Source organism: Cupriavidus pauculus (assembly GCF_002858765.1).
GTDB classification, from domain to species: Bacteria; Pseudomonadota; Gammaproteobacteria; order Burkholderiales; family Burkholderiaceae; genus Cupriavidus; species Cupriavidus pauculus_B.
In genome coordinates, this window is record NZ_PJRP01000001.1 from 819180 (window position 1) to 841872 (window position 22693).

23 protein-coding genes are annotated in these 22693 nt (G+C 66.3%); 7 read left to right on the forward strand and 16 right to left on the reverse strand.

The genetic code is table 11. From position 1 onward, the window contains the following. Positions 1-254: 254 nt before the first annotated feature. Together CYJ10_RS03725 and CYJ10_RS03730 are read right to left on the reverse strand one after the other, a co-directional pair. A complete protein-coding gene (locus tag CYJ10_RS03725) occupies positions 255-1244 on the reverse strand; it encodes a tripartite tricarboxylate transporter substrate binding protein BugE (protein WP_101680182.1) in 990 nt (329 codons plus the stop codon). Between the two features lie 105 nt (positions 1245-1349). Next, on the reverse strand, positions 1350-1934 hold the full coding sequence (locus CYJ10_RS03730) for a chalcone isomerase family protein (RefSeq protein ID WP_257992694.1): 585 nt from the start codon (positions 1932-1934) through the stop codon (positions 1350-1352). Positions 1935-2121: 187 nt separating this feature from the next. Here CYJ10_RS03730 and CYJ10_RS03735 point away from each other — a divergent pair, with 187 nt between their 5' ends. After that, positions 2122-3015 (forward strand): AEC family transporter, encoded by an 894-nt coding sequence (locus tag CYJ10_RS03735; protein ID WP_101680184.1) that lies wholly within the window; start codon positions 2122-2124, stop codon positions 3013-3015. A 57-nt stretch (positions 3016-3072) separates the two neighbouring features. Here CYJ10_RS03735 and queG read toward each other — a convergent pair whose 3' ends face one another. Beyond that, entirely contained in the window at positions 3073-4266 is a 1194-nt protein-coding gene (gene queG, locus CYJ10_RS03740; RefSeq protein ID WP_101680185.1) for a tRNA epoxyqueuosine(34) reductase QueG, read from the reverse strand. Between the two features lie 16 nt (positions 4267-4282). On the opposite strand from queG, the gene tsaE reads away from it, so the two are divergent. Beyond that, positions 4283-4816 (forward strand): tRNA (adenosine(37)-N6)-threonylcarbamoyltransferase complex ATPase subunit type 1 TsaE, encoded by a 534-nt coding sequence (gene tsaE, locus CYJ10_RS03745; RefSeq protein WP_101680186.1) that lies wholly within the window; start codon positions 4283-4285, stop codon positions 4814-4816. Beyond that, the gene (locus CYJ10_RS03750) at positions 4810-6321 is read left to right on the forward strand and encodes an N-acetylmuramoyl-L-alanine amidase (protein WP_101680187.1); all 1512 of its coding nucleotides are present in this window, start codon (positions 4810-4812) and stop codon (positions 6319-6321) included. The genes tsaE and CYJ10_RS03750 overlap by 7 nt, the downstream gene beginning before the upstream one ends. Before the next feature lie 66 nt (positions 6322-6387). On the opposite strand, the gene CYJ10_RS03755 is transcribed toward CYJ10_RS03750, so the two are convergent. Beyond that, positions 6388-7413: a bile acid:sodium symporter family protein gene (locus tag CYJ10_RS03755; RefSeq protein ID WP_101680188.1), complete on the reverse strand. Its 1026-nt coding sequence runs from the start codon at positions 7411-7413 to the stop codon at positions 6388-6390. Positions 7414-7507: 94 nt separating this feature from the next. On the opposite strand from CYJ10_RS03755, the gene CYJ10_RS03760 reads away from it, so the two are divergent. Beyond that, on the forward strand, positions 7508-8413 hold the full coding sequence (locus CYJ10_RS03760; protein WP_101680189.1) for a LysR family transcriptional regulator: 906 nt from the start codon (positions 7508-7510) through the stop codon (positions 8411-8413). 37 nt (positions 8414-8450) lie between these two features. Here the strand turns inward: CYJ10_RS03760 and CYJ10_RS03765 are convergent, their stop codons facing one another. Continuing rightward, on the reverse strand, positions 8451-9221 hold the full coding sequence (locus tag CYJ10_RS03765; protein ID WP_101680190.1) for a class I SAM-dependent methyltransferase: 771 nt from the start codon (positions 9219-9221) through the stop codon (positions 8451-8453). Positions 9222-9355: 134 nt separating this feature from the next. Here CYJ10_RS03765 and CYJ10_RS03770 point away from each other — a divergent pair, with 134 nt between their 5' ends. Next, on the forward strand, positions 9356-10150 hold the full coding sequence (locus CYJ10_RS03770) for a helix-turn-helix transcriptional regulator (RefSeq protein ID WP_101680191.1): 795 nt from the start codon (positions 9356-9358) through the stop codon (positions 10148-10150). Between the two features lie 7 nt (positions 10151-10157). Here CYJ10_RS03770 and CYJ10_RS03775 read toward each other — a convergent pair whose 3' ends face one another. From CYJ10_RS03775 to CYJ10_RS03805, 7 genes are all read right to left on the reverse strand, one after another. After that, on the reverse strand, positions 10158-10916 hold the full coding sequence (locus CYJ10_RS03775; RefSeq protein WP_066739379.1) for a 3-hydroxyacyl-CoA dehydrogenase: 759 nt from the start codon (positions 10914-10916) through the stop codon (positions 10158-10160). 209 nt (positions 10917-11125) lie between these two features. Then, complete coding sequence (adk, locus tag CYJ10_RS03780) at positions 11126-11791, reverse strand: adenylate kinase (protein WP_101680192.1); 666 nt, start codon at positions 11789-11791, stop codon at positions 11126-11128. Positions 11792-12193: 402 nt separating this feature from the next. Then, positions 12194-13003, reverse strand: a complete 810-nt coding sequence (kdsB, locus tag CYJ10_RS03785) for a 3-deoxy-manno-octulosonate cytidylyltransferase (protein WP_101680193.1) — start codon at positions 13001-13003, stop codon at positions 12194-12196. A 44-nt stretch (positions 13004-13047) separates the two neighbouring features. Continuing rightward, on the reverse strand, positions 13048-13248 hold the full coding sequence (locus CYJ10_RS03790) for a Trm112 family protein (RefSeq protein WP_101680194.1): 201 nt from the start codon (positions 13246-13248) through the stop codon (positions 13048-13050). Next, positions 13229-14350, reverse strand: a complete 1122-nt coding sequence (gene lpxK / locus CYJ10_RS03795) for a tetraacyldisaccharide 4'-kinase (RefSeq protein ID WP_101680195.1) — start codon at positions 14348-14350, stop codon at positions 13229-13231. Before lpxK ends, CYJ10_RS03790 begins: the two co-directional genes overlap by 20 nt. A gap of 128 nt (positions 14351-14478) precedes the next feature. Then, positions 14479-14910 (reverse strand): ExbD/TolR family protein, encoded by a 432-nt coding sequence (locus CYJ10_RS03800; RefSeq protein WP_101680196.1) that lies wholly within the window; start codon positions 14908-14910, stop codon positions 14479-14481. 18 nt (positions 14911-14928) lie between these two features. Beyond that, positions 14929-15549, reverse strand: coding sequence for a MotA/TolQ/ExbB proton channel family protein (locus tag CYJ10_RS03805; protein ID WP_101680197.1), 621 nt, complete (start codon positions 15547-15549; stop codon positions 14929-14931). A 1030-nt stretch (positions 15550-16579) separates the two neighbouring features. Here CYJ10_RS03805 and xseA point away from each other — a divergent pair. Next, positions 16580-17965: an exodeoxyribonuclease VII large subunit gene (gene xseA / locus CYJ10_RS03810; protein WP_101680198.1), complete on the forward strand. Its 1386-nt coding sequence runs from the start codon at positions 16580-16582 to the stop codon at positions 17963-17965. 183 nt (positions 17966-18148) lie between these two features. Then, the gene (gene sodB, locus CYJ10_RS03815; protein WP_101680199.1) at positions 18149-18727 is read left to right on the forward strand and encodes a superoxide dismutase [Fe]; all 579 of its coding nucleotides are present in this window, start codon (positions 18149-18151) and stop codon (positions 18725-18727) included. A 102-nt stretch (positions 18728-18829) separates the two neighbouring features. Here the strand turns inward: sodB and CYJ10_RS03820 are convergent, their stop codons facing one another. The 4 genes from CYJ10_RS03820 to CYJ10_RS03835 are packed head-to-tail and all read right to left on the reverse strand — an operon-like array spanning position 18830 to position 22252. After that, positions 18830-19726 carry a DMT family transporter gene (locus CYJ10_RS03820; RefSeq protein WP_180862830.1) on the reverse strand — a complete coding sequence of 299 codons (897 nt, stop codon included), beginning with the start codon at positions 19724-19726 and terminating at the stop codon, positions 18830-18832. After that, the gene (locus CYJ10_RS03825; protein ID WP_101680201.1) at positions 19723-20772 is read right to left on the reverse strand and encodes a LysR family transcriptional regulator; all 1050 of its coding nucleotides are present in this window, start codon (positions 20770-20772) and stop codon (positions 19723-19725) included. Before CYJ10_RS03825 ends, CYJ10_RS03820 begins: the two co-directional genes overlap by 4 nt. 23 nt (positions 20773-20795) lie before the next feature. Next, the gene (locus tag CYJ10_RS03830; RefSeq protein ID WP_101680202.1) at positions 20796-21635 is read right to left on the reverse strand and encodes a sensor histidine kinase; all 840 of its coding nucleotides are present in this window, start codon (positions 21633-21635) and stop codon (positions 20796-20798) included. A gap of 2 nt (positions 21636-21637) precedes the next feature. Continuing rightward, the gene (locus CYJ10_RS03835; RefSeq protein WP_101680203.1) at positions 21638-22252 is read right to left on the reverse strand and encodes a flavodoxin family protein; all 615 of its coding nucleotides are present in this window, start codon (positions 22250-22252) and stop codon (positions 21638-21640) included. Between the last annotated feature and the right edge of the window lie 441 nt (positions 22253-22693).

Sequence of the window (22693 nt, forward strand, 5' to 3'; positions counted from 1 at the left end):
AGACCGGACACATAGGTGACAGGTGTGCGAGGACATGGTTTGAACACCCGCCTGCGGGAGAGGGGCGAGGGAGAGGGCGGATGGGTCAAGCTCCAGCCAGACGTGGCCGCGAGGCGCCCGCCAAAAGCAAAAAGGACCACCGATGTGGTGGCCCTTGGCGGAAGGCGCCGGAAAGATCAGACGCTTGCCCTCTCCCCCGCCCCCTCTCCCGAATGACGGGAGAGGGGAGAACACCTCCAGGTATTTCTGACGGCTTACTGCTCCAGCTTGATGTTCTGAACCTTGACCAGGTTCTTCATCTTGTCGAATTCCTTCTTGATTTCGGCAGCGTGCTGGGCCGGCGTGTTGCCCGACGGCTCGGCGCCGGCGGCTTGCAGGCGATCCACGAAGCCCTTGTCCTGCAGCGCCTTGACCACCGCGCCGTTCAGCTTGGCGATGACGTCGTCAGGCGTGCCGGCCGGGGCCACCAGACCGTACCAGGCCGGGTCGTTCGGCTCCTTCAGGCCCATTTCGCTGAAGGTAGGCACGTTTGCCAGGCCATCCACGCGCTTGTTCCAGGCCACCACGATCGGGCGCAGCTTGCCGGCCTTGATGTAGGGCATCGACGACGGCAGGTTGTCCACCATGATCGGCACCTGGCCAGCCAGCACGTCGTTCAGCGCCGGGCCGGCGCCACGGTACGGAATGTGGACCATGAACGTCTTGGTCGACACCTTGAACTGTTCGCCCAGCATGTGGCCGAAGCCGCAGGTGCCCGACGACGCGTACGAATACTTGCCCGGGTTGGCCTTCAGCACGGCCAGGAATTCCTTGTAGTCCTTGGCCGGGAAGTTCGGGTTCACCGCGATCACGTTGGCCACGTTCGCCACGTTGGCGATGGGCTTGAAGTCCTTGATCGGGTCGTACGACAGCTTGGGGTTGCAGGCCGGGTTCACGGCCATGGTCGACACCGTGGAGATGCCGATCGTGTATCCGTCCGGGGCCGACTTGGCAATGGCGTCGGCGCCGATCGACCCGCCGCCACCGGCGCGGTTTTCCACCACCACCGGCTGGCCCAGGACGCGGCTCATCTGGTCGGCCACGCCGCGGCCGACGATGTCGGTCGTGCCGCCCGGCGCGAACGGAATGATCAGGCGGATCGGCTTGGTCGGATAGTTGCTCTGTGCTTGTGCTACGGATGCCACGGAGGCGGCGGCCATGAAGACCGTCGAAGCCAGGATCAGTGCTTTCTTGTGAGCTTGCATTGAGGAGAGTCTCCCGTCGTTGAAGCCGGGCGGATCGCGCCCGGGGAGGTCATGAAACACCGGTGCGCCGCTGTGGTTGCAGCGGTGCGCCGGCGTGCTTCGGAATCAGCCGCCCAGCAGGCCGCGCTTCAGGTTGCGGTCCACCGGGTGTTCGCCCAGGAAGATGCGCAGCACGGCCTGGTAGAAGTCTTCGCCCGGAATGGCCAGGCCGCGCGGAATGCCGTTCAGCGTCACGGCGGTTCCGCCCTCGGGCGTGAAGTCGAAATTGATGATGTCGCCGCGCTGGGCCGTGCCCAGCTGGCTCATCGTGCGTTCCAGCTGCGTCACGCGGCCGGACAGCAGCTGCATCTGCAGCTCGGAATGGTTTTCGCGCAGCCCCTCGTTGAGGGCTTTCACGAACTGCGTCGATTCCACCTCGCGCAGCGGGCGGATCTGCAGCCGCTTCGGGCCCGGCGAGCCCAGCACCACGGTGGCGTTGCGGGCGCGCTCGGGCAGGTACAGCCCGGCTGCGTAGCCCTTGATCACGAATACCTGCCGCAGGCCCGTGCCGTTGAGCGGCAACTGCCGGCCGCCCAGGCGTGCCATGTCGTCGAACCGCACGCCGTCGATTTCCATCGCCGATACCGACGGCAACAGCAGGCCGAGCGCCAGTGTCGCGCACAGCGAAACGGCAAGGCGGCGGGAAAGCATGGCTCGGCGGGACGAAGACGGCGTGGACTTCATGGTGCGACAGGTGGCGGCAAAGCCGCGGGCAAGGCGAAATTCAGCGTGCCATGTTGTGGGAATTCTGAAAAAATACCCATCCGGATCTGCCCTAGGCTTCACTTTTGACGAAGCCTGCCGTCGGGCGCCACGATAACTACAACGCATTCGAGACATGTCTGCCGCCCTGCTGCTGGTGCCGGACTTCAGCCTGATCCTGATCGGCTGGCTGCTGGTTCGATTTACCCCCTTTGATCGCGCTTTCTGGGCTGGCGTGGAACGCCTGGTCTACTTCGTGCTGTTCCCCGCGCTGCTGTTGCAATCCACCAACAGTGCGAAGTTCGACTTTTCGTCCACGTCGGCCATGCTCGGGCTGGCCCTGGCCACGATGGCCTTTGGCATGGCTGCCGGCTACCTGGTGCGCTACGTGCTGCGGCCCGCCCCGATCGACTTTGCCTCGGGCTTCCAGACCGCCTTCCGCTTCAATTCCTATATCGGACTGGCCCTGGCGGCGCGGCTTGGCGGCGGCGAGGGGCTGGCGATGATGGCGCTGGTGGTGGGCGTGACGGTGCCGCTGTGCAATGTGGCGGCGGTCTGGGCGCTGGCGCGGCATGGCGAATCGAACCTGCTGCGCGAACTGGCGCGCAATCCGCTGATCCTGGCCACGGCCATCGGGCTGGCCACGAACCTGCTGGGCCTGCATCCGCCCGAGGTGATCGGCATGACGCTGGGCCGCCTGGGTTCGGCATCGACCGCGCTGGGCCTGATGACCGTGGGCGCCGGCCTGCAGATGAGCGGGGCCACCGGCACGGCCGGCCCGATGGCCTGGTGGAGCGGCGTGAAGCTGCTGGCCATGCCGTGCTTTGCGTGGCTGGTCGGGAAATACCTGCCGTTGACCGCGCTGCAGTACCAGATCGTGGTCATCTATGCGTCGCTGCCGACGGCGTCCAGCGCCTACATCCTGGCCGTGCGCATGGGCGGCAACGGGCCGATGGTGGCGGCCACCATCTCGGCCATGACCGTGGCGGCCGTGGTGACCACGCCGGTCTGGCTGTCGCTGGTCAGCTAGGGGCGGCGTTCGGGCTTCGGGTTTCCGGCCGCTCGGGCCGTTCAGGCTTCAGACCGTTCAGCCAGCGGTGTCCTGGGCCAGGGCCCAGTCGATGTGCTCGCGCACGAGCGGCGTGGCGGTATCGCGCCGGGCCAGCAGGGCGGTGCGGATGCGCTGCGCCAGGGCGGGGTCGCTGGTCGAGGCCACGCGCAGGCTGTTGCCCAGCCCCACGGCCAGGTTGCGCAGCCAGCGCTCATGGCCAATGCGGCGGATCGGGCTGCCCTCAAGCCGCTGGTTGAATTCCGCCTCGGTCCAGCCGAACAGATCGGCCATATCGGGGGCATCGAAGCCGTTGCGCACGTCGAAGTCGGGCAGCGTGGCCCGGTGCGCGAACTTGTTCCACGGGCAGGCCAGCTGGCAGTCGTCGCAGCCGTAAACGCGGTTGCCCATCGGCGCGCGCAGGGGCTCGGGGATGGCACCCTTGTGTTCGATCGTCAGGTACGAGATGCAGCGGCGCGCATCCAGCCGGAACGGCTCCAGGATCGCCCCGGTGGGGCAGATGTCGATGCAGCGGCGGCAATTGCCGCAGTGGGGCGCTTCGGTGGGGTCGGCCGGCAGCGGGATATCGATCAGGATCTCGCCCAGGAAGAACATAGACCCGCCGTCACGATCCAGCAGCAGCGTGTGCTTACCACGCCAGCCCAGGCCGCCCTGGCTGGCCAGCGCCACTTCCATGACCGGGGCCGAATCGGTGAACACGCGGTAGCCGAACGGGCCGATGGCCGTTTCGATGCGCGCCGCCAGTTGCTGCAGGCGGTTGCGCAGCACCTTGTGATAGTCGCGGCCGCGTGCATAGAGCGAGATCACGGCGGTGGATGGGTCGTCAAGCCGCGCCAGTTCGTGGCGGCGCCAGTCGCCGGGGCCCTGCGCGGGCAGGTAGGGCATGCGGGCGACGATGGCGCGCACCGTGCCGGGCACCAGTTCGTGCGGGCGGGCGCGCTTTGCGCCGTGGTTGGCCATATAATCCATGTCGCCGTGGTAGCCCGCCTGCAACCACGCCAGCAGGCCCGCCTCGGCGTGCCGCAGATCGACATCGGCAATGCGGATTTCATCGAATCCGAGCGCGCGGCCCCAGCTGCGCAGGGATGCCGCCAGCGATGCCAGGTCCACGTCCGTGGTGACGGAGGCGGGGTCTGGACGCGCCGGAGCGGAATCTTCTGCGGGATGCGCGGTTTGCGCGGGGGTAGGGGCGGGCACTGCACGGTCGATCATCCCTGAATTGTACGCAATGCCCCTGCTCGAAGAACGCATCCTGCCGCTGCCCGACGAAATCGCCACCGAGCGGTTCGGCGCCGCGCTGGCCGGCGCGGTGCGCAACATGCCGCCGCGCACGGTGCATGTCCAGCTGTCCGGAGACCTTGGCGCGGGCAAGACCACGCTGTCGCGCGCCGTGCTGCGTGCGCTGGGGCATGCCGGCAAGGTCCGCAGCCCCACCTACACGCTGTGCGAGCCCTACGACGTGCAGCGTGCCGATGGCTCGCCGCTGACCGTCTACCACTTCGACCTGTACCGTTTTGCTGACCCCGAGGAATGGATCGACGCCGGTTTTCGCGATTGTTTCGCCGAGCCCGCATTCAACCTGGTGGAGTGGCCGGAAAAGGCCGGACGCCTGCTTGGGGAACCCGATCTGCACGTGTTGCTCCAATCGGACAACCGCGTGCCACAAATTGCCGTTAATGGGGATGACGATGGCGCGGATCGCCGCATGGCCACGTTGCGCGCCTATACTCCCACTGGACTTATCCTGCTGAACGCATGCTGATCAAGCGACTTGCCACCGACCGACCCGATGGACCCGACGGACTGCTTCAGGCCCGCCGCAAATGGATGGCGCAGGCCCTGAAGGCTGGCGCCGGGACGGTCGTGCTGTCGCTGGTCGGCCCGCAGATCGCCTTTGGCGCCGGCATCGTGGCCGTGCGCGTCTGGCCCGCCGAGGATTACACCCGCGTCACGATCGAATCCGACGAGAAGCTCGTGGCGATCCATCAGATGATCCGCAACCCGGACCGCCTGGTGGTCGACATCGATGGCCTGGACCTCTCGCCCACGCTGCGCGAGCTGGTGGCCAAGATCACGCCGAACGACCCCTATATCCAGTCCGTACGGGTGGGCCAGAACCGGCCGCGCGTGGTGCGGATGGTGTTCGACCTGAAGGAGGATGTCTCTCCGCAGGTGTTCACGCTGCTGCCAATTGCCGAGTACAAGAACCGGCTCGTGTTCGACCTGTACCCGGTCAATCCGCCCGACCCGCTCTGGAAGCTGGTACGCGATACCGAAGACAAGCAGCGCCGCTTTGCCTCCACCACGCCGCCTGCGGGCAGCGATACCACGGTGGCCGGCGCGCCTGCCGGGGCCGAGGAAGATGCCATCGGCGCCATCGTGCGCAAGTTCGAGGACCGGGGGCAACTGCCGCCGGCCACCACCGCACCGCCGCCTGCCATCGCCGCCGTGAAGCCGAAGCCGTCGGCGCCGGCTGCCGCCGACAAGCCGGCCGCGCCGCCGGTGCCGCCGCCGATCGCCCAGACCAATGTGCCGCCCCCGAGCCAGTTCAAGATGCGCCGGCTGCTGACCGTGGCGCTGGACCCGGGCCACGGTGGCGAAGACCCGGGCGCCATTGGCGCCGCAGGATCGCGCGAGAAGGACGTGGTGCTGCAGATCGCCACGCGCCTGCGCAAGAAGATCGATTCGGAGCCCAACATGCGCGCCATGATGACGCGCGATTCGGACTTTTTCGTGCCGCTGAACGTGCGTGTGCAGAAGGCACGCCGCGTGCAGGCCGACCTGTTCGTGTCGATCCACGCCGATGCATTCGTGTCGCCGGAAGCGCGCGGGGCGTCGGTGTTCGCGCTGTCCGAGCGCGGCGCGTCGAGCTCGGCTGCTCGCTGGCTGGCCAACAAGGAAAACAATGCCGACCTGATCGGCGGCACCAACATGGGCAATAAGGACGCCCAGGTGTCGCGCGTGCTGCTGGACCTGTCCACCACGGCGCAGATCAACGACAGCATGCAGGTGGGCAAGTCGGTGCTGCAGGAAATCGGCGGCATCAACCGGCTGCACAAGGGCAGCGTCGAGCAGGCCGGGTTTGCCGTGCTGAAGGCGCCCGATATTCCGTCGATCCTGATCGAGACCGCGTTCATCTCGAACCCGGAAGAGGAGCGCAAGCTCACCGACGACGCGCACCAGGAGCAACTGGCCAACGCCATCCTGCGCGGTATCAAGGCCTACTTCGCCAAGAACCCGCCGCTGTCGAAGAATCCGTCGGTGTAAGAGATCCGTACCCCAATAAAAAACGGCGCCTAGGCGCCGTTTTTTATTGGGCTGGACGATCTACGATCAGGCGCGCACCGCGTTGCGGGCTTCCTTGACTTCGTCGCGGCTGGCGTAGCGCGCCGCGATCACCGAGCAGACGATCAGCTGCAGCTGGTGGTAGACCATCAGCGGCAGCACCAGCAGGCCCAGCGCCGGATGGCCGGCGAACAGGATCTTGGCCATCGGGATGCCGTTGGCCAGGCTCTTCTTCGAGCCGCAGAACACGGCGGTGATTTCATCCTCGACCGAGAAACCGAGGCGGCGCGCCGTGAACGTGGTGGTGCCCAGAATCACGAACAGCATCACGGCGGCGATACCCATCACAGCGCCGATGGTCTGCCACGAATACTGGTGCCACAGGCCGGCAGCGGTGGCATCGCAGAACGACGAATATACGATCAGCACGATCACGCCACGGTCAACCTTGTTGGTGACCTGCTTCTTCTTGGCCAGCCAGTTGCCGATCAGCGGGCGGAAGGCCTGGCCCAGTGCAAACGGCAGCAGCAGTTGCAGCGCCACGCCCGTCAGCGCGCGGCCCAGCGGCATCGAGGCACCGCTGGCGCTGATCACCAGACCCATCAGCAGTGGGGTCAGCGCCATGCCGATCAGGCCCGAGATGGTGGCGTTGAAGATGGCGCCTGGCACATTGCCGCGCGCCATCGACGTCATGGCTACCGACGACGATACCGTGGACGGCAGCGCGCACAGGTAGAACACGCCAAGCAGCAGTTCGGGCGGCAGCGTGTTGCGCAGCGACAGCATCAGCAGGACACCCACGATCGGAAACACGATGTAGGTGAACGACTGCACGAAGACATGCAGGCGCCAGTGCTTGGCCCCGGCCACAAGCTTGTCGCGCGACAATGCGGCGCCGTGCAGGAAGAACACCAGCGCGACACCAAGACTGGTGACGATGCCGAGATGCAGCGGGCCATCGCCGGCGCCGATTTCCGGCGCGACCAGCGCGATGCCGATCGCACACAGCATGATGAGAACGAACCCGTCGATAAGGTCGTAAATCTTTTTGAAAGGGGCGAGAAAGGTAGACATCGGGGATAGTGCGTAAGGGTTTCCGCTTGGTATTGGACGCTTGTCTTGCTTAGAATGCAAATTCATTTATTTCATTTATTCATTTTTTAGTTGCATGAATTACACACTCCGGCAGTTACGGGTCTTTCTTGCGGTGGCGGCGCACGGCAGCTTCAGCCGGGCGGCGGATGCCGTTGGCCTCACGCAGCCCGCCGTCAGTCGGGGTGTGGCCGAGCTGGAAGAGGCGCTTGGCGTGCGTCTGCTTGACCGCACCACGCGTGAGGTGGTGCTGACCGATGCCGGCACGGCATTGGTCCCGGCCCTGGAGCGACTTTTGGGCCAGCTCGACGACACGCTCGAAGAAACCCGGCAGTTAGGGGAGCGCTATCGCGGGAGGGTGGTGATAGCCAGTGCGCCGACCATCTCCGCGAGATTGATGCCGATGTATGTGGCGGCCTGCGCCAGCCGATACCCCGAGATCCGGTTGTTTGTGCGCGACAACGTCCAGGCCGATGGGCTCGAACAGATCCGCGCCGGGGCGGTGGACTTTGGCGTGCTGATTGATCCGCTGGCGCGGGAAGGGCTGACGATTGCCCCGCTGGCGACCGATCCGTTCTGCTTCGTGTGCCGGCGCGATCACCCGTTGGCCGGTGCCGATTCGGTGCCATGGAGCGCCCTGCATGGCGAGCGCCTGGTGCTGCTGGACTTTGCTTCGGGCAGCCGGCCGCTGATCGACCGCATTCTGGCGCGCCACGGCGTGGCGCCGCAGGTGGTGCAGGAGCTGGGCCACTCGGCCAGCGTGTTCGGGATGGTGGAGGCGGGGATCGGCGCCTCGGTGCTGCCGTCGTTCTCGCTGCCGCTGCCCGCGGCGTCGCCGCTGGTGTCGAAGCCGCTGACCCCGCGCGAGGAACGCAGCATCGTCATGGTGCGGCGCGAAGACAGGTCGCTGTCGCCGGCCGCCGCCGCGGTCTGGGAAATGGTCCAGACCATGCCGATCCCGGCCGAAGTGGCGACTGACTAAGCGACCACCGTCACCGGGGCCGTCTAGCTGTCGGGCATCAGCCCGCCGGCGTGGCCGTGACCAGCGCGGCTTCCAGCGCGAAGCTGCCATCGGCCTGCACGCGATAGCGGTCACGCACTTCGGCGGGCGCCTTGTCCCACAGGTGGCGGATGGCCGCCTGCGCCACCTCCGCCGTGCGCATGCGCGTCACCCAGCTCTGGAATTCAATCTCGATCCGCCAGACCGGCGACACCTCTACCTCGAAGCCCGCCTGCCCGAACAGACGCGCCCAGTCCACCGGCGTGTAGTCGCGGATGTGCGATGGATCGCGCAGCAGTTCCACCGATTGCAACCAGGTGTCGCAGAGCGGGTCTTCGGCGCCGACGATATCGATCAGCACCACCTTGCCGTTGGGCTTGAGTACCCGGCGGATTTCGCGCAGCGCGGCCGGCACGTCGCGCCAGTGATGGGCGCTCATGCGGGAGACGACGGCACAGAAGCTGGCATCGTCGAAGGGCAGGCGCTCGGCCGCGCCTTGCCGGGTGGTGATGTTGGACAGGCCACGGTCCCTGGCGGCGCCGGCCACGACATCGAGCATTTCGGCCGACAGGTCGTAAGCCACCACTTCGTTGACAACCGTTGCGGCGGCAAAGCTGGCATGGCCGGCGCCGCAGCCCAGGTCGAGCACGCGGCTGTGCGCCACCGGCTTCAGGTGTGCCAGCGCCTGCTTGAGTTGCTCCAGGTCCGCGCCCTGGGCGTGGACGGTGCTGGTGAGATACGCACTGGCGGTGGCGCCGAACTGGGCGGCGACGAGTTCCTGCTGTTGCATGAGGGGTGCCTCGTTCTTTTTAGGAGGGTGAAAAGAGAAGGGGGGATTGCCCGGGCCCGGGGGTTCACGTACTGTAGACTTCGTGTTTTCCCGGTACAAGTCACTCTTTTATCCTGGTATAAGCGCCACCAGCCATGTCCGTCGAGCCCCTTGATCCCGCATCCCGCGAATCCGAACTGGGCGCGTTCCTGCGCAATCACCGCGAGCGGCTGAGCCCGGTCGATGTCGGCCTGCCGCCCGGTCGGCGCCGCCGCACGCCAGGGCTGCGGCGCGAGGAAGTGGCGCAACTGGCCGGGCTCAGTGCCACATGGGTGACCTGGCTGGAGCAGGGGCGTCCGGTGGCGATGTCGGTGCGTGCGCTGGCCAGCCTCGCGCAGGCCTTGCGCCTGTCGCGCGCGGAACGCGCCTATCTGTATGCGCTGGCCGGCAAGCCCGAACCCCGGCACGACGCCGAGCCGGCGGTTCCGCAGGCGTTGCTGGCCAGCGTGCAGGCGATTGCGGCGCCGGCGTATCTGCTGGATCGCCAGTGGACGGCGCTGGCCTGGAACGATGCGGCGGCCGACCTGTTCGTCGGATGGCTCGATGACGCCAGCACCGAGCGCAATCTGTTGCGGGCCATGTTCCTGTCGCCTGGCCTGCAGACGCTGGTGGAAGACTGGCAGCACCGGGCGGCGCGGCTGGTGGCGGAATTCCGCGTGCACAGCCTGCGCCATGCGGAAGATCCGCCCACACGCGCGCTGGTGGAGCAGTTGATGGCGGACAGTCCGGCATTTGCCAATGCCTGGCGGTCGCAGGATGTAGAGGAGCGGCAGGGCGGCCGGCGCGGCTTTCATCATCCCGCGCACGGCCTGGTCTATCTGGAGCAGTTGACGCTGGTGCCGCCGGCCGTGCCAGGCTTGATGCTGGCGATGCTGCTGCCGACGGCGTAGGCCTTCGTTACTTTGGCTGCATGCGGATCGCGCCATCGAGGCGGATCACTTCGCCGTTCATCATCGTATTGCCGATAATGGCCTGCGCCAGCTTCGCGAATTCGGTCGGACGGCCCAGGCGCGGCGGGAACGGCACCATCTTGCCCAGCGCGTCCTGCACTTCGGGCGGCATGCCCAGCAGCATCGGCGTCTCGAACAGGCCCGGCGCGATGGTCATGCAGCGCACGCCGTCGCGCGCCAGGTCGCGGGCGATGGCCAGTGTCATGCCGACCACGCCGCCCTTGGACGCCGCATAGGCCGCCTGGCCGATCTGGCCGTCGAAGGCCGCCACCGACGCGGTATTGATGATCACGCCGCGCTCGCCTTCCGCATCGGGCGTGTTTTCCACCATCGCCGCCGCTGCCAGCCGGATCATGTTGAACGTGCCGATCAGGTTCACGCGGATGGTCTTCTCGAAGGCATCGAGCGGATGCGGGCCGTTCTTGCCCACGGTCTTGGCCGCCACGGCAATACCCGCGCAGTTCACCAGGCCGGACAGCCGGCCGAGCTTGCGGGCGGCATCGACCACGGCCTGGCCATCGGCCTCCGACGTGACGTCGCACTTCACGTACTGGCCGCCCAGTTCCTGGGCCAGCGCGGTGCCGGCCGCCTCGTTGAGGTCGGCGATCACCACCTTGCCGCCCGCCTGCGCCAGCATGCGCGCGGTGCCCGCGCCCAGCCCCGACGCGCCGCCGGTGACGATGAATACGTTGCCCTGGATGTCCATCGGTCTGTCTCCTCGTTGTTGGGATGCGGCGATCTGGGTGCCGCGATTCGCTGCCGGGATTTGAGAGTTGTGCCGCGATCGAGTGTCGCGATTGAGTGCCGTTTACGTTAACGTAAATCATCGCCCCGCGTAAGCCCGGGTCAGCCCCAAAAACAAAAACGGCCCAGGGATGCCTGGGTCGTTTCCGATGTACTGCAGGGCAGTGCCGATTACTTCAGCGCCTCGAACACGCTGGCCGTGATCTTGTCCACGTCGCCCACGCCCACGATCTTGCGATACTGGGGTGGCGCCACCTTGGTCGACGCATCGCCCTTGCTGGCCCAGTCGGAGTAGTAGTCGACCAGCGGACGCGTCTGCTGCGAGTACACGTCCAGGCGCTTGCGCACCGTGTCTTCCTTGTCGTCGTCGCGCTGGATCAGCGCTTCGCCGGTTTCGTCGTCGACGTTTTCCACCTTCGGCGGGTTGTAGCGCACGTGGTAGGTGCGGCCCGATGCCACGTGGACGCGGCGACCGCTCATGCGCTCGATGATGGCATCGAACGGTACGTCGATTTCCAGCACGTAGTCGATGGCCACGCCAGCTTCCTTCATGGCCTCGGCCTGGGGAATCGTGCGCGGGAAGCCGTCGAACAGATAGCCTTTTTCGCAGTCCGGCTGCTTAAGACGGTCCTTCACCAGGCCGATAATGATGTCATCCGACACCAGTCCGCCCGCGTCCATCACTTTCTTGGCTTCGATGCCCAGCGGCGTACCGGCCTTCACCGCGGCGCGCAGCATGTCGCCCGTGGAGATTTGCGGAATGCCGAACTTCTCGCAGATGAACTTGGCTTGCGTGCCTTTGCCGGCGCCAGGCGCGCCCAACAGGATCAAACGCATTTACGGGTCCTCAAGGTATTTGAATTCGGTCTGGCGGGATCTATGGAAGGAGGGTACCGCTGCAACTTGACGCGGGACTTACGTCCGGCCATGCCTCGACGTCTCTACGTGAAGGTCAAGGCATATGCCGACGTCCGCTCATGCGCGGCGCCCGAAGCGCGGCGTCGGCTGCCTGTCGTGCGAAGGTCCTGCAAATCGCGGCGACTGGCCAGCGGCGCGCATCCGGGCGGCTCGATCTCTATCTCCCCACCGAGCCTTTGCAGACGTGTTGCGCACGGCTGCGGGCTCTGTATCGGCAGGCATTATGCCATGGGCAATGCCGGTTCGGCCTTCGTCCAGGTTGCAGCAGTATGAACTTCAGCGGGAAACCGGGGTCTACGGCGCCATGCCGTTAGTCGGGATTCAGGGGCCGTCCTGGGCCATGCCCTGCGCCCAAAGTGCGCGCACGCGCTCCAGGTCGGCTGGCGTATCCACGCCGGGTGCCGGCGCCGCCGCTGTCACCATCACGCCAATGCGCTCTCCGTGCCACATGGCGCGCAGTTGTTCCAGCGCCTCGACCTGCTCGACCGGCGAGATCGCCAGCGTCGGAAACCGCCGCAGAAAGCCCGCGCGATAGGCGTAAATACCGATATGGCGCAGCACGGGCATGGCCGGCATCGGCACTTGCGCGCCGGCGGCCGGCTGCGTTGGCACGGCGGCCCACGCGTCTCGCGCCCAAGGGATCGGCGCGCGCGAGAAGTACAGCGCGCAGCCCGCGTTGTCGCACACCACCTTCACGACATTCGGATTGAAGACCTCTGCCACATCGTCCAGCGGGTGGGCGGCTGTGGCGATTGCGCAATCGGGGTGCGCGGCCAGGTGCAGCGCCACCTCGTCGATCAGGTTCGGATCGATCAGCGGCTCGTCGCCCTGCACGTTGACCACAATGGCGTCGTCGGCCAGGCCCAGGTGAGCGGCCACTTCAGACAGGCGGTCGGTGCCCGACGGATGGTCGGCGCGTGTGATCACGGCCTCCACGCCGCGCGCGGCGCAGGCTGCCGCCACTTCGGGCGCATCGGTGGCCACCACGGTGCGCTGTGCCGACGAGGCATGCGCGCGTTCGGCCACGCGCACGATCATCGGATGGCCGCCAATGTCGGCCAGCGGCTTGTTCGGCAGCCGGGTGGAAGCCAGGCGCGCCGGAATGACGACGGTAAATGCAGGGATGCTCATGATGATTGCCTGACTGCGCCGATGCTGGCGGCGCGGGCGTCCGGTCAGTTGCCGGACGGTTCCACGGGCACCACGCGGCCGGGCACCGACTGGCGGGCTTCATCGGCCAGCATGACCGGGATACCGTCGCGAATCGGGTAGGCCAGCTTGTCGGCGTGGCAGATCAGTTCCTGGGCGGCGCGGTCGTATTCCAGCTTGCCCTTGCACAGCGGGCAGACGAGGATTTCAAGCAGCCGGTTGTCCATCCTGGTGTTCCTTGTCGAGTCCGGTCGCCGCGCCCGTGGCGGAGGATTGCCCCGTGGTGACGGGTGTGGCGACGGCCGGGTTGCGCGCCAGTACGACGCGGCGGATTTTATCGATCAGGCCCGCGTCGATCACGGGCGTGGTGGGGACGACCCAGATCCTCGGGTCGTCAAAGCGCTCGCATTTTACGGCATCCTTCTCGGTGATCAGGATCACATCCGCATTGAGCGCGTCGTCGTCGCTGGCGAACGGGTCGTCGGCGAAGTCGTAATGGTCGGGCAGCGGCATCGTTGCCGTGGGCACCAGGCCCGCGCGCCGCAGGCTGGCAAAGAACCGTTCCGGGTTGCCGATGCCGGCCGCGGCCAGCACGCGCTTGCCCGCGAACTGCGTCACGGGGCGCGCCATGGTGGGGTCGTTGAGCTGCCAGGCGTCGTCCAATTCCAGGCGCATGCCATAGACATTGGGCTTGTCAGGCGTGGCCTTGAAGTTCGGGTCGTTGATCAGTGTGGCGTCGCGTGGCCGGCTCAGCGGTTCGCGCAGCGGCCCGGCCGGCAGCAGCATGCCGTTGCCGCCCATGCGTGCATCGAACATGACGATCTCGAAGTCGCGCTGCAGGCGGTAATGCTGCAGCCCGTCGTCGAGCAGCAGCACGTTGACGCCGGGGTGCGACACCAGCATCGTCTGCGCGCACAGCGCGCGGTCGGGGAACACCCACACGGGCACATCGGTGGCGCGCGCAATCAGCAGCGGCTCGTCGCCCACGTCCACGGCCTTCGAGGTCGGCTTGACCCGGCGCGGATGTTTCAGGGTCACGCCGTAGCCGCGCGATACCACGCCGGGACGGAGCCCGGCCTCGCACAGTGCATGGGCCAGGGCGATCACGGCCGGCGTCTTGCCGGTGCCGCCTACGGTGACGTTGCCGACCACGATCACGGGCATCGGCAGTCGCGTGGACTGGAACCAGCCCTGCCGGTAGCCGTGGCGCCGGATGCGTGCGATCAGTCCGAACAGCAGCGACAGTGGCCACATCAGCCAGGCGAACCAGCCGCGGCGCTGCCACTGGACGGTGACGAAGTCGGCAAGGGCGTGTCGGGGAGCGGGCATGAGCGGATGGATGGAAAAAGGCGATGCCACCCTTGGGGTGGCATCGTCCCGATGCAGACATTATGGGCACTGCGCAGCGCATGCGGCAAGTTTGCCGCCCATCCAGCCCTGCGCGCCCGGTGCGGGCGTCAGCGCTGCTGCGAGCTCTGCGTGGCGAAGGTCAGGCGCGACAGGCCGGCTACACGCGCCGCTTCCATCACGTTGATCACCGCCTGGTGCGTGGCCTGGGCATCGGCATTGACGATGACCACGGGCTGCTGCCCGCTGCCGGCCGGGCCCGCGGCGCTGCGCAGCTGGTCGGCCAGGCTGGTGACGTCCTTCTGCTCCAGCACCTGCTTGTTGACGGAGTAGACCCCGCGTGCCGACACCGAGACGACGATCTCGGTCGGATGTTGCTGCGCGCGATCGGCATCGGCGGTGGGCAGCTGGATCTGCAGTTCGGTAAAGCGCGAGTACGTGGTCGTGATCATCAGGAAGATCAGGATCACGAGCAGCACGTCGATGAGCGGGATCAGGTTGATCTCTGGCTCCTCGCGCCGCTGGCGGGAACGGAAACGCATGGCGTGCTCCCGAGCGCGTCAGGCCCTGCGCTGCGGCAGGATGGCGTCCAGGAACGCGGTGGCGCGGAATTCGAGCTCGGCCACGTAGTCGTCCACCAGGCGGCGGAAGTAGCGCCAGAAGATCAGGGCTGGAATCGCCACGATCAGGCCGAAGGCCGTGTTGTACAGCGCCACCGAGATGCCGTGTGCCAGCTGCTCGGGGTTGGCGCCCGTGCCGCCCTGGTGCCCGAAGATCTCGATCATGCCGATCACGGTGCCCAGCAGGCCCATCAGCGGCGCCACCGAGGCAATCGTGCCCAGCGCGTTCAGGTAGCGCTCCAGGTCGTGCGCCACGACGCGGCCGGCTTCTTCCACCACGTCCTTGGCGGCATCGCGCGACGTCTGCGGCTGCAGCACCACATGGCGCAGGCCGGCGGCCAGCACGCGGCCGAGCGGGGAATTCTTCTCGAGATTGTTGACGATCTCAGGCGTGGCCTTGCGCTGCTGGGCGGCGGAAAGCGCCTCCTCGTACAGCTTCGGCGGCAAGATCTTGCTGCGCTTGAGGGAAACGAACCGCTCGACGATCAGCGCGAGCGCGATGACCGAGGCGAGCAGCAGCGGCCAGATCGGCCAGCCGGCCGCTTGAATGATGGAAAACACGTGGACCCCCGAAATTCTACGAAAGCGACAGACCCGAAATGGAACGGCTATGACTACAAACTGCGCGGCAGCCTTTGATGCGCGCGCTGGTTCCGCGTGCGCACCGGCGATGCTCGAAAAATTGCAGGCGCCACTCTAACCCGCCCCCGGCCAGCGCGGCAAGCCGCGCACGCTGGCGCTGTCTGCGGCTTTCCACAGCGGCGCGGGACAGGATTGTGGACCACTTGTGGAAAGCCTTCGGAAAAACGGACTAACCCATTGATTGGAAAGGATTGTTCAACTGGTGCCTGTTTTTTGTGCAGGGCGGGGAAAGCACACCAAGTCGACGGGTTTGCCGCCGGTTTTCGGATGCATTCGCCCGCACTGCGGTCGCATGAGCCGCGCCAGGCGCGGCTTTCCACACTCTGGCGGGACAGTGTTGTGGATCGGCTGTGGAAAGATGTCGAAGACATGCGCTAACGCATTGATCTGAAAGGGAAAGTGCCCTGATGCCTAAAAAGCAGGCAGTTCGATGGCGCTGCGGGCGTCACTTGCGACCCCGGCAGGTCGTTCACTTTCCACATCCCGGCAGGACAGGATTGTGGATCGGTTGTGGATAAGGCCGGGAGAAGCCAGCTAACCCGTTGATCCGTATGGAGGTATACGTAGTTGCTTAAAAAATGGGCAAATCGGGCGCCTGGGCGTGCCGTGCGGTGAGGTCGACTTCGGCCATGCCCGAGCGTTGCCACAGCGTGGGTCGGCATGCAAGGTATACGTTGTCCACAGGCCAGACCCTTGACAAATCCATTATCCAAAGCTTCTGTGGATAACTTTGTGAACAAGCCTCGGGCCGTTTTGGTAAGTGGTTGACGCGTAAGGTTTTCTCTTACATTGCCTGTTTTTTGGTCCCGTCAGAAAATTCAAATGAATCAATAGCTTGTACCGACTCATGCGGATTGCGGGCCAGCGGATGTGCGTTGCCCAATGCCTCTTGACATAGCGGTTATGCTGTGGACATGTCCATCTCACGCCGCCTGCGCGGTCGTGCACCATGCCAGAGAACGAGAACCTTTCGCGTTTTGCGCCGTCCCAGCCGCCCTCGCGCACGCGCGAGGTGATTCCGGTCAGCGAACTCAACCATGCAATTGCAGGGGTACTGGAACGCAGCTTCCCGCTGGCGTGGGTCAGGGGCGAGATTTCCAACTTCACCCGGGCCGCCAGCGGCCACTGGTATTTCTCGCTCAAGGACGCCCGCGCGCAGATCCGCTGCGTGATGTTCCGCGGCCGTAACCAGCACGTGGACTTCACGCCGCGCGAGGGCGAGGCCGTCGAAGTGCGCGCCGTGGTGTCGATGTACGAGGCGCGCGGCGAACTGCAGCTTGGCGTGGAAGCCATGCGCCGCGCGGGCCTGGGCAATCTCTACGAGGCGTTCCTGCGGCTCAAGGAAAAACTTGCACAGGCGGGTCTGTTCGATACCGCACGCAAGCGTCCCATCCCGTCGCATCCGCGCACCATTGGCGTGATCACATCCCTGCAGGCCGCCGCGATGCGCGACGTGCTGACCACGCTGCAGCGGCGTGCGCCCCACGTCAACGTGATCGTATACCCGGTGCCGGTGCAGGGCGCCGGCGCGGCGGACAAGATTGCGGCCATGCTCGATACGGCCAGCGCACGCGATGAATGCGATGTGCTGATCCTGTGTCGTGGCGGCGGCAGTATCGAAGACCTATGGTCGTTCAACGAAGAAGTGGTGGCGCAGGCCATTGCGCGCAGTCGCGTACCGGTGGTGTCCGGCGTGGGTCACGAAACCGATTTCACGATTGCCGATTTCGTGGCCGACGTGCGAGCCCCGACGCCCACCGGCGCGGCCGAACTGGTCAGCCCCGACCGCGCGCATCTGCTGCAGGCCGCTCGCCGGGCGAGCGAATCGCTGGCGCAGTGCATGGACCGCCAGCTCGAACGGCGCGGGCAGCATCTGCAGTGGCTGGCGCGCCAGCTGCGCAGCCCGCAGGCGCAACTGCAGGAACGGCGCACGCAGGTCGACAATCTGGCCCGACACTTGCGTGCGGCACTGCGGGATACCGTGTCTGCCCAGCGCCATCGGCATGACTTGCTGGCCATGCGCTGGCGTGCCTGCCAGCCCGATACCGGCGCGGCGCAGGCGGCGCTAGATCGGATGGCGGCGCGCATGGATGCCGCGCTGGAACGGCGTCACGAACGTGACACACAACGGCTGGCCCGCGCGGCGGGGGCACTGGAATTGCTGGCCCCGCAGCGCACGCTGGAACGTGGCTACGCGGTGCTGCTCGACAACCGCGGGCGGGCCTTGCGGTCGCCCAATGAGCTGCGCGCCGGCAGCATTGTCGAGGCGCATCTGGCGGACGGCACGGCAGACCTGGAAATCGCCAACGTACAGGCCAAACTGGCGACATTCTGAGGGTTTCCGAGGGGCTGGCGCAGGCCTGGTTGCGACTGATTCTCACTCGATTGGAAATGCTCCCCTGAGCGGCCGCAGGGGAAACTAACATGAGGTCAGGGGGCTTTCCGGGGCCGTTTGCGCGGGTCTGGCAAGTCACCTACAATCGGCCATTCTCCCCACCAAAACCGTAGAGACAGAACAATGGAACACACGCTCCCTCCTCTCCCGTACGCGCATGACGCCCTGGCTCCGCACATCTCCAAGGAGACCCTGGAGTTCCATCATGACAAGCACCACCAGACGTACGTCACGAACCTGAACAACCTGATCAAGGGCACCGAGTTCGAGAACGCCACGCTGGAAGAAATCACCAAGAAGTCGTCGGGCGGCATCTTCAACAACGCTGCCCAGGTGTGGAACCACACGTTCTACTGGGAATCGATGAAGCCGAACGGCGGCGGCCAGCCGACCGGCGCACTGGCTGATGCGATCAACGCCAAGTGGGGCTCGTTCGACAAGTTCAAGGAAGAGTTCACGAAGACGGCTGTTGGCACGTTCGGTTCGGGCTGGGCCTGGCTGGTCAAGAAGACCGACGGCTCGCTGGACCTGGTGTCCACCTCGAACGCCGCCACGCCGCTGACCACCGACGCCAAGCCGCTGTTGACCTGCGACGTGTGGGAACACGCTTACTACATCGACTATCGCAATGCCCGTCCGAAGTACGTCGAGGCATTCTGGAACGTCGTGAACTGGGACTTCGCCTCGAAGAACTTCGCCTGAGCGAAGCAAGCGTTGGCCGCCTGAGGCGGTCAAATGCTGGCCCAGTAAAAAGCCCCGGAATTTCCGGGGCTTTTTCTTTTGCGCACGCGCTGTCGTACCCCGCTACGGCTTCCGTGCCCAGGCCACCCGCCGCCACATCATCGGCCCCGCCGATGCCACGGCCACGCCGGTCACGATCAGCGTGCAGGCCAGGAAGATCATCGACCAGTCGCGCCCGGTGACCTTGCCGGCCAGCGCCAGGCACAGCATCGACAGCACAGGCGTGCTGTAGCCGAGAATGCCGATCTGTGCGGCGTTGCCATGCCGCATGGCGTAGTCCCACAGCACGAACGAGATGCCCAGTGGCCCGAGTCCGATTGCTGCCACCCACGCCAGATCGCTGGTCGATGGCATGAAGCGCGGTTCGAGCAGGAAGTGGCTGGCAATGGCCAGCAGCCCGGCCCCCAGGCAGAAGCCGCCGACGGCCCATGACGAGAACGGCGGCAACCAGCGGGCCCCCAGCGAATAGACGGCCCAAACGATGGCGGCCAGCAGCGCCAGGGCATAGCCGGCCATATGCCTGCCGCCCAGGCTGCCAAGGTCGGCGCCGAAGGCATCGGCGCCAGATCCTGCGGTGATGGCGACGATGCAGCCGCCGAAGCCCAGCAGCGCGCCGGAGACCTTGGCCGTGCAGTCGATGCCGCGCCAGACCGTGGTGCCAAGCAGCACCAGGATCAACGGCCACAGGTAGTTGATCAGGTTGGCTTCGGCAATCGGCGCCAGCCGGAAAGCCATGACCAGGCCGGCGTTGTACACGAACAGGCACGTCACGCCGAACGCCAGCGTGCGCGGCGGCACGCGCCACTCGCGTACGCGGTGCAGGCACGTGGCGCTGCCCAGGCACAGCGCCAGGCCGGTCAGCAGCAGCGGTGGCACGTCGGGAGCATGGGATACCAACGTCGCGAACGACGCCCAAAGCAGGATCGCGCCGGCGGCGCAGAGCCACGCGGCGCGCTTCATGCCGCCGCTCCCACGGCCGCGCCATCGCATTCGTCTGCCACGTTGAAGTCCGTCAGGCAGTTCAGGTTCATGGCACGGATCTGCTCGGTCATGAAGTCGATAAACACGCGAATGCGCGTGGGCAGGTGCTGCCGGCTGAGGTAGCAGATGTAGTGGCCGCGATCGTCGGGCGCATGGCGCGCCAGCGCCACCACCAGTTCGTTCCTTTCGATGTGGTCGCAGATCTGGTAGCCGGCCATTTGTGCGATACCCCAGCCCTCCAGCACGGCGTGCAGCACCAGGTCCGCGTCGTTGAACGTCATGCGGGCGCGGGGCTGGAATTTGCGCACGATGCCGTCGGCCTTGAACTCCCATTCAAAGATGCGCCCGCTGGAAAAGCGGAAGTTGATGCATTCGTGTTCCGCCAGGTCGTCCAGCGTCTGCGGCATCCCGTGCCTGGCGATGTACGATGGCGCGGCGCACAACGCCATCTGCATGGGGATGAGCTGTTTGGCGATGATGCTGGAATCCTCGATCCGCCCGTTGCGGAAGGCCACGTCGATCTGCTCCGACGCGAAGTCCGTGGGACGGTCGTCCAGCAGCAGGTCGATGGCGATGTCCGGGTAGGCCTTGACGAACTTGTCGAGCAGCGGCGCCACGATCTTCCGGCCAAAGCCCACGGTGGCGCTGATGCGCACCAGCCCGCGCGGCGGGCCCTGGCGCAGTTCCAGCATGTCGTTCATGGCCTCGACGATATGCGTGACGCCCTGATGGCAGTTGTCGAAGAAGCGCTGGCCTTCGCGTGTCAGTTGCGTGGTGCGCGTGGTGCGCAAAAACAGCCGCGTGCTCAGTTGGGTTTCCAGCTTCTGCACGTTGCGGCTGACTGCCGATCGTCCGATGCCCAGGCGCTCGCCGGCCTTGGCGAAGCTGCCTTCGCTGGCCACGGCCATGAACGCCATGATGCCGGCGTAGCTGGCGGCAAAGCTCGTCGACAGCGCGTCGGCACGGTTTGGCAGGCTCAGTCTGAAATTTCGGTCCGACGGGTCGGCCGGTTGTGTCGATGCCATGGTCTCTCCCCTTGGGCCCGGCGCTACCTTGTTGCAGCGCGGGAAACCGGTTGTTCCTGCCGGGGCAGGCGAATCTCAAAGCGCGCGCCGCCGTCGCGCCGGCTTTCGGCGCGGATGCTGCCGCCGTGGTCGGTCACGATGCGGTGGCAGATGGCCAGCCCGACGCCCATCCCTTCGTCCTTGGTGGTATGAAACGCGTCGAACAGGCGTGGCAGGGTGTCGGCGTCGATACCGCAGCCCCGGTCGCTGACGGCCACCACGGCATCGCGCCCGTCGTCCGATAGTTCCACGGTCAGCTTGCGCGCCTGAATTGGCGCTTCGGCCATGGCTTGCATGGCGTTGACGATCAGATTGCCAAACAGTTGCTGCAGTGCGGCAGGCTCGGCCATGACGACGATGTCGGCGTGGCGCAGGTCTGTCCCCAGGTCCACCTCCACGTCGATGCCTTCGCGCCGCAGGTCGTCGTCGAGCCAGTGCAGGGTGTCGCGCAGCACCGCGTGGAGCGGCACCGGCTGTCGTGGCCGCGCCACGGGCGACGCCAGCACCCTGAGTTCGGCCAGCAGCGTGCCGGCGCGCTGGGCGTCGGCCACCAGGCGTTCGAGCGAGGCAAGGGCGGCGTCGACATCGGGCGGGTCGTGCCGCAGCCAGCGCAGTGCCGACTGGCCGCGCGTCGTCAGCGAGGCGACCGGCTGCACGGCGTCGTGGACGATCATCGCCACGCAACGGCCCAGCAGGCCCAGTCGATTGGCGTGCATCCGCTCGCGATATGCGAGGTCGGCATCGGACAGCCCTGCGCTGGCGGCGCCTTCCGCTGCCGCTTCCGCAGCGCCTTCGGCCGCCCCCGCATCTTCCTGGGCGCCCATGGCTACGCGGTCATCGTGGTCTTGGCCAGTTCCGCGCGTCCGGCGGACAGCTGCAGCGCCACGCGGGCCACGCGTGCGCCCAGATAGGCCGACGTCTTCAGGTCGGCCGGCGTGGTGCCGTTGTCGACCCCGGCATCGGCGTCGCACTGGGCGGCCGCGCCAAGAAAGTAGCCGTGCCGGTTCATGCTGTTCTCGGTCGACGTGGAACTATCGTGGCCGGGCGGCAGGCCGAGATTGACCCAATGCATGCCCAGCTGGGCCGCGAAGATGGCCAGTTGCTGCAGCGTGTTGAGCTTGTCGCCCGAGCGTGCCGCCGCGTTGGTGAAGCCGGCGGCAACCTTGTCTTTCCAGGCGCCCCGCGCCAACACGGCCTGCTCGGAAGCATCCATGAATGCCTTGAAGGGTGCCGAGGCGCTGCCCATGTGCGTGGGCGCGCCGAAGATGATGGCGTCGACGGTGTCGAGCTGGTCCCAGTGTGCGTGGATGTCCTCCACCGGAACCAGCGTGCTCCGTACGCCCATCACGCTGCCGGCGCCGGCGTGAACGGCTTCTGCCTGCCGGCGCGTGTGCCCGTGGCCGTCGTGGAACACCACGGCGACGCGAACTGCTTCAGTCATGTTTTTCTCGCTGTCGATTTGACCGCCGGCACCGCTGCTCACCCCTTGGCCGACCTCGACTTGATGTTAATAAGCGCTTAATAGACGGTAAATGACAGCGTTCCCGTTTTTTCTGCCAGACTGCCAGCCGTTCCCGGCACGTCACGAAAAAGTCATCCACGATTGGTGCAAATGTGGAAACAGCGTCGCGCGCGGCGCTGGCTTGTGACGGGCCCGCGCCGTCACTAGACTCGCGACCAACTTGCCTTGCCGCCACGACACCCGCAAGACCGATCCGCCGCGGGGTGCCCGGGCGTAGTGCGAGGCTCCCAGCCGTGACACCGAGCCCGCGACATCCGGGAGGAGACGAACGATGACCCCCTTGCCAACGCTTACGCGCATCCTGCAGGGTGTGCCGGTCGTGCAACAGCTGGGCCGCCTGCGCCCCGTGTCACAGCCGGT

What these genes read in the sequence shown, in the direction of transcription:
- CYJ10_RS03725 (WP_101680182.1), bottom strand. Translation starts at nt 1,244, where the DNA reads ATGCAAGCTCACAAGAAAGCACTGATCCTGGCTTCGACGGTCTTCATG.
- CYJ10_RS03730 (WP_257992694.1), bottom strand. Translation starts at nt 1,934, where the DNA reads ATGCTTTCCCGCCGCCTTGCCGTTTCGCTGTGCGCGACACTGGCGCTC.
- CYJ10_RS03735 (WP_101680184.1), top strand. Translation starts at nt 2,122, where the DNA reads ATGTCTGCCGCCCTGCTGCTGGTGCCGGACTTCAGCCTGATCCTGATC.
- queG (WP_101680185.1), bottom strand. Translation starts at nt 4,266, where the DNA reads ATGATCGACCGTGCAGTGCCCGCCCCTACCCCCGCGCAAACCGCGCAT.
- tsaE (WP_101680186.1), top strand. Translation starts at nt 4,283, where the DNA reads ATGCCCCTGCTCGAAGAACGCATCCTGCCGCTGCCCGACGAAATCGCC.
- CYJ10_RS03750 (WP_101680187.1), top strand. Translation starts at nt 4,810, where the DNA reads ATGCTGATCAAGCGACTTGCCACCGACCGACCCGATGGACCCGACGGA.
- CYJ10_RS03755 (WP_101680188.1), bottom strand. Translation starts at nt 7,413, where the DNA reads ATGTCTACCTTTCTCGCCCCTTTCAAAAAGATTTACGACCTTATCGAC.
- CYJ10_RS03760 (WP_101680189.1), top strand. Translation starts at nt 7,508, where the DNA reads ATGAATTACACACTCCGGCAGTTACGGGTCTTTCTTGCGGTGGCGGCG.
- CYJ10_RS03765 (WP_101680190.1), bottom strand. Translation starts at nt 9,221, where the DNA reads ATGCAACAGCAGGAACTCGTCGCCGCCCAGTTCGGCGCCACCGCCAGT.
- CYJ10_RS03770 (WP_101680191.1), top strand. Translation starts at nt 9,356, where the DNA reads ATGTCCGTCGAGCCCCTTGATCCCGCATCCCGCGAATCCGAACTGGGC.
- CYJ10_RS03775 (WP_066739379.1), bottom strand. Translation starts at nt 10,916, where the DNA reads ATGGACATCCAGGGCAACGTATTCATCGTCACCGGCGGCGCGTCGGGG.
- adk (WP_101680192.1), bottom strand. Translation starts at nt 11,791, where the DNA reads ATGCGTTTGATCCTGTTGGGCGCGCCTGGCGCCGGCAAAGGCACGCAA.
- kdsB (WP_101680193.1), bottom strand. Translation starts at nt 13,003, where the DNA reads ATGAGCATCCCTGCATTTACCGTCGTCATTCCGGCGCGCCTGGCTTCC.
- CYJ10_RS03790 (WP_101680194.1), bottom strand. Translation starts at nt 13,248, where the DNA reads ATGGACAACCGGCTGCTTGAAATCCTCGTCTGCCCGCTGTGCAAGGGC.
- lpxK (WP_101680195.1), bottom strand. Translation starts at nt 14,350, where the DNA reads ATGCCCGCTCCCCGACACGCCCTTGCCGACTTCGTCACCGTCCAGTGG.
- CYJ10_RS03800 (WP_101680196.1), bottom strand. Translation starts at nt 14,910, where the DNA reads ATGCGTTTCCGTTCCCGCCAGCGGCGCGAGGAGCCAGAGATCAACCTG.
- xseA (WP_101680198.1), top strand. Translation starts at nt 16,580, where the DNA reads ATGCCAGAGAACGAGAACCTTTCGCGTTTTGCGCCGTCCCAGCCGCCC.
- sodB (WP_101680199.1), top strand. Translation starts at nt 18,149, where the DNA reads ATGGAACACACGCTCCCTCCTCTCCCGTACGCGCATGACGCCCTGGCT.
- CYJ10_RS03820 (WP_180862830.1), bottom strand. Translation starts at nt 19,726, where the DNA reads ATGAAGCGCGCCGCGTGGCTCTGCGCCGCCGGCGCGATCCTGCTTTGG.
- CYJ10_RS03825 (WP_101680201.1), bottom strand. Translation starts at nt 20,772, where the DNA reads ATGGCATCGACACAACCGGCCGACCCGTCGGACCGAAATTTCAGACTG.
- CYJ10_RS03830 (WP_101680202.1), bottom strand. Translation starts at nt 21,635, where the DNA reads ATGGGCGCCCAGGAAGATGCGGGGGCGGCCGAAGGCGCTGCGGAAGCG.
- CYJ10_RS03835 (WP_101680203.1), bottom strand. Translation starts at nt 22,252, where the DNA reads ATGACTGAAGCAGTTCGCGTCGCCGTGGTGTTCCACGACGGCCACGGG.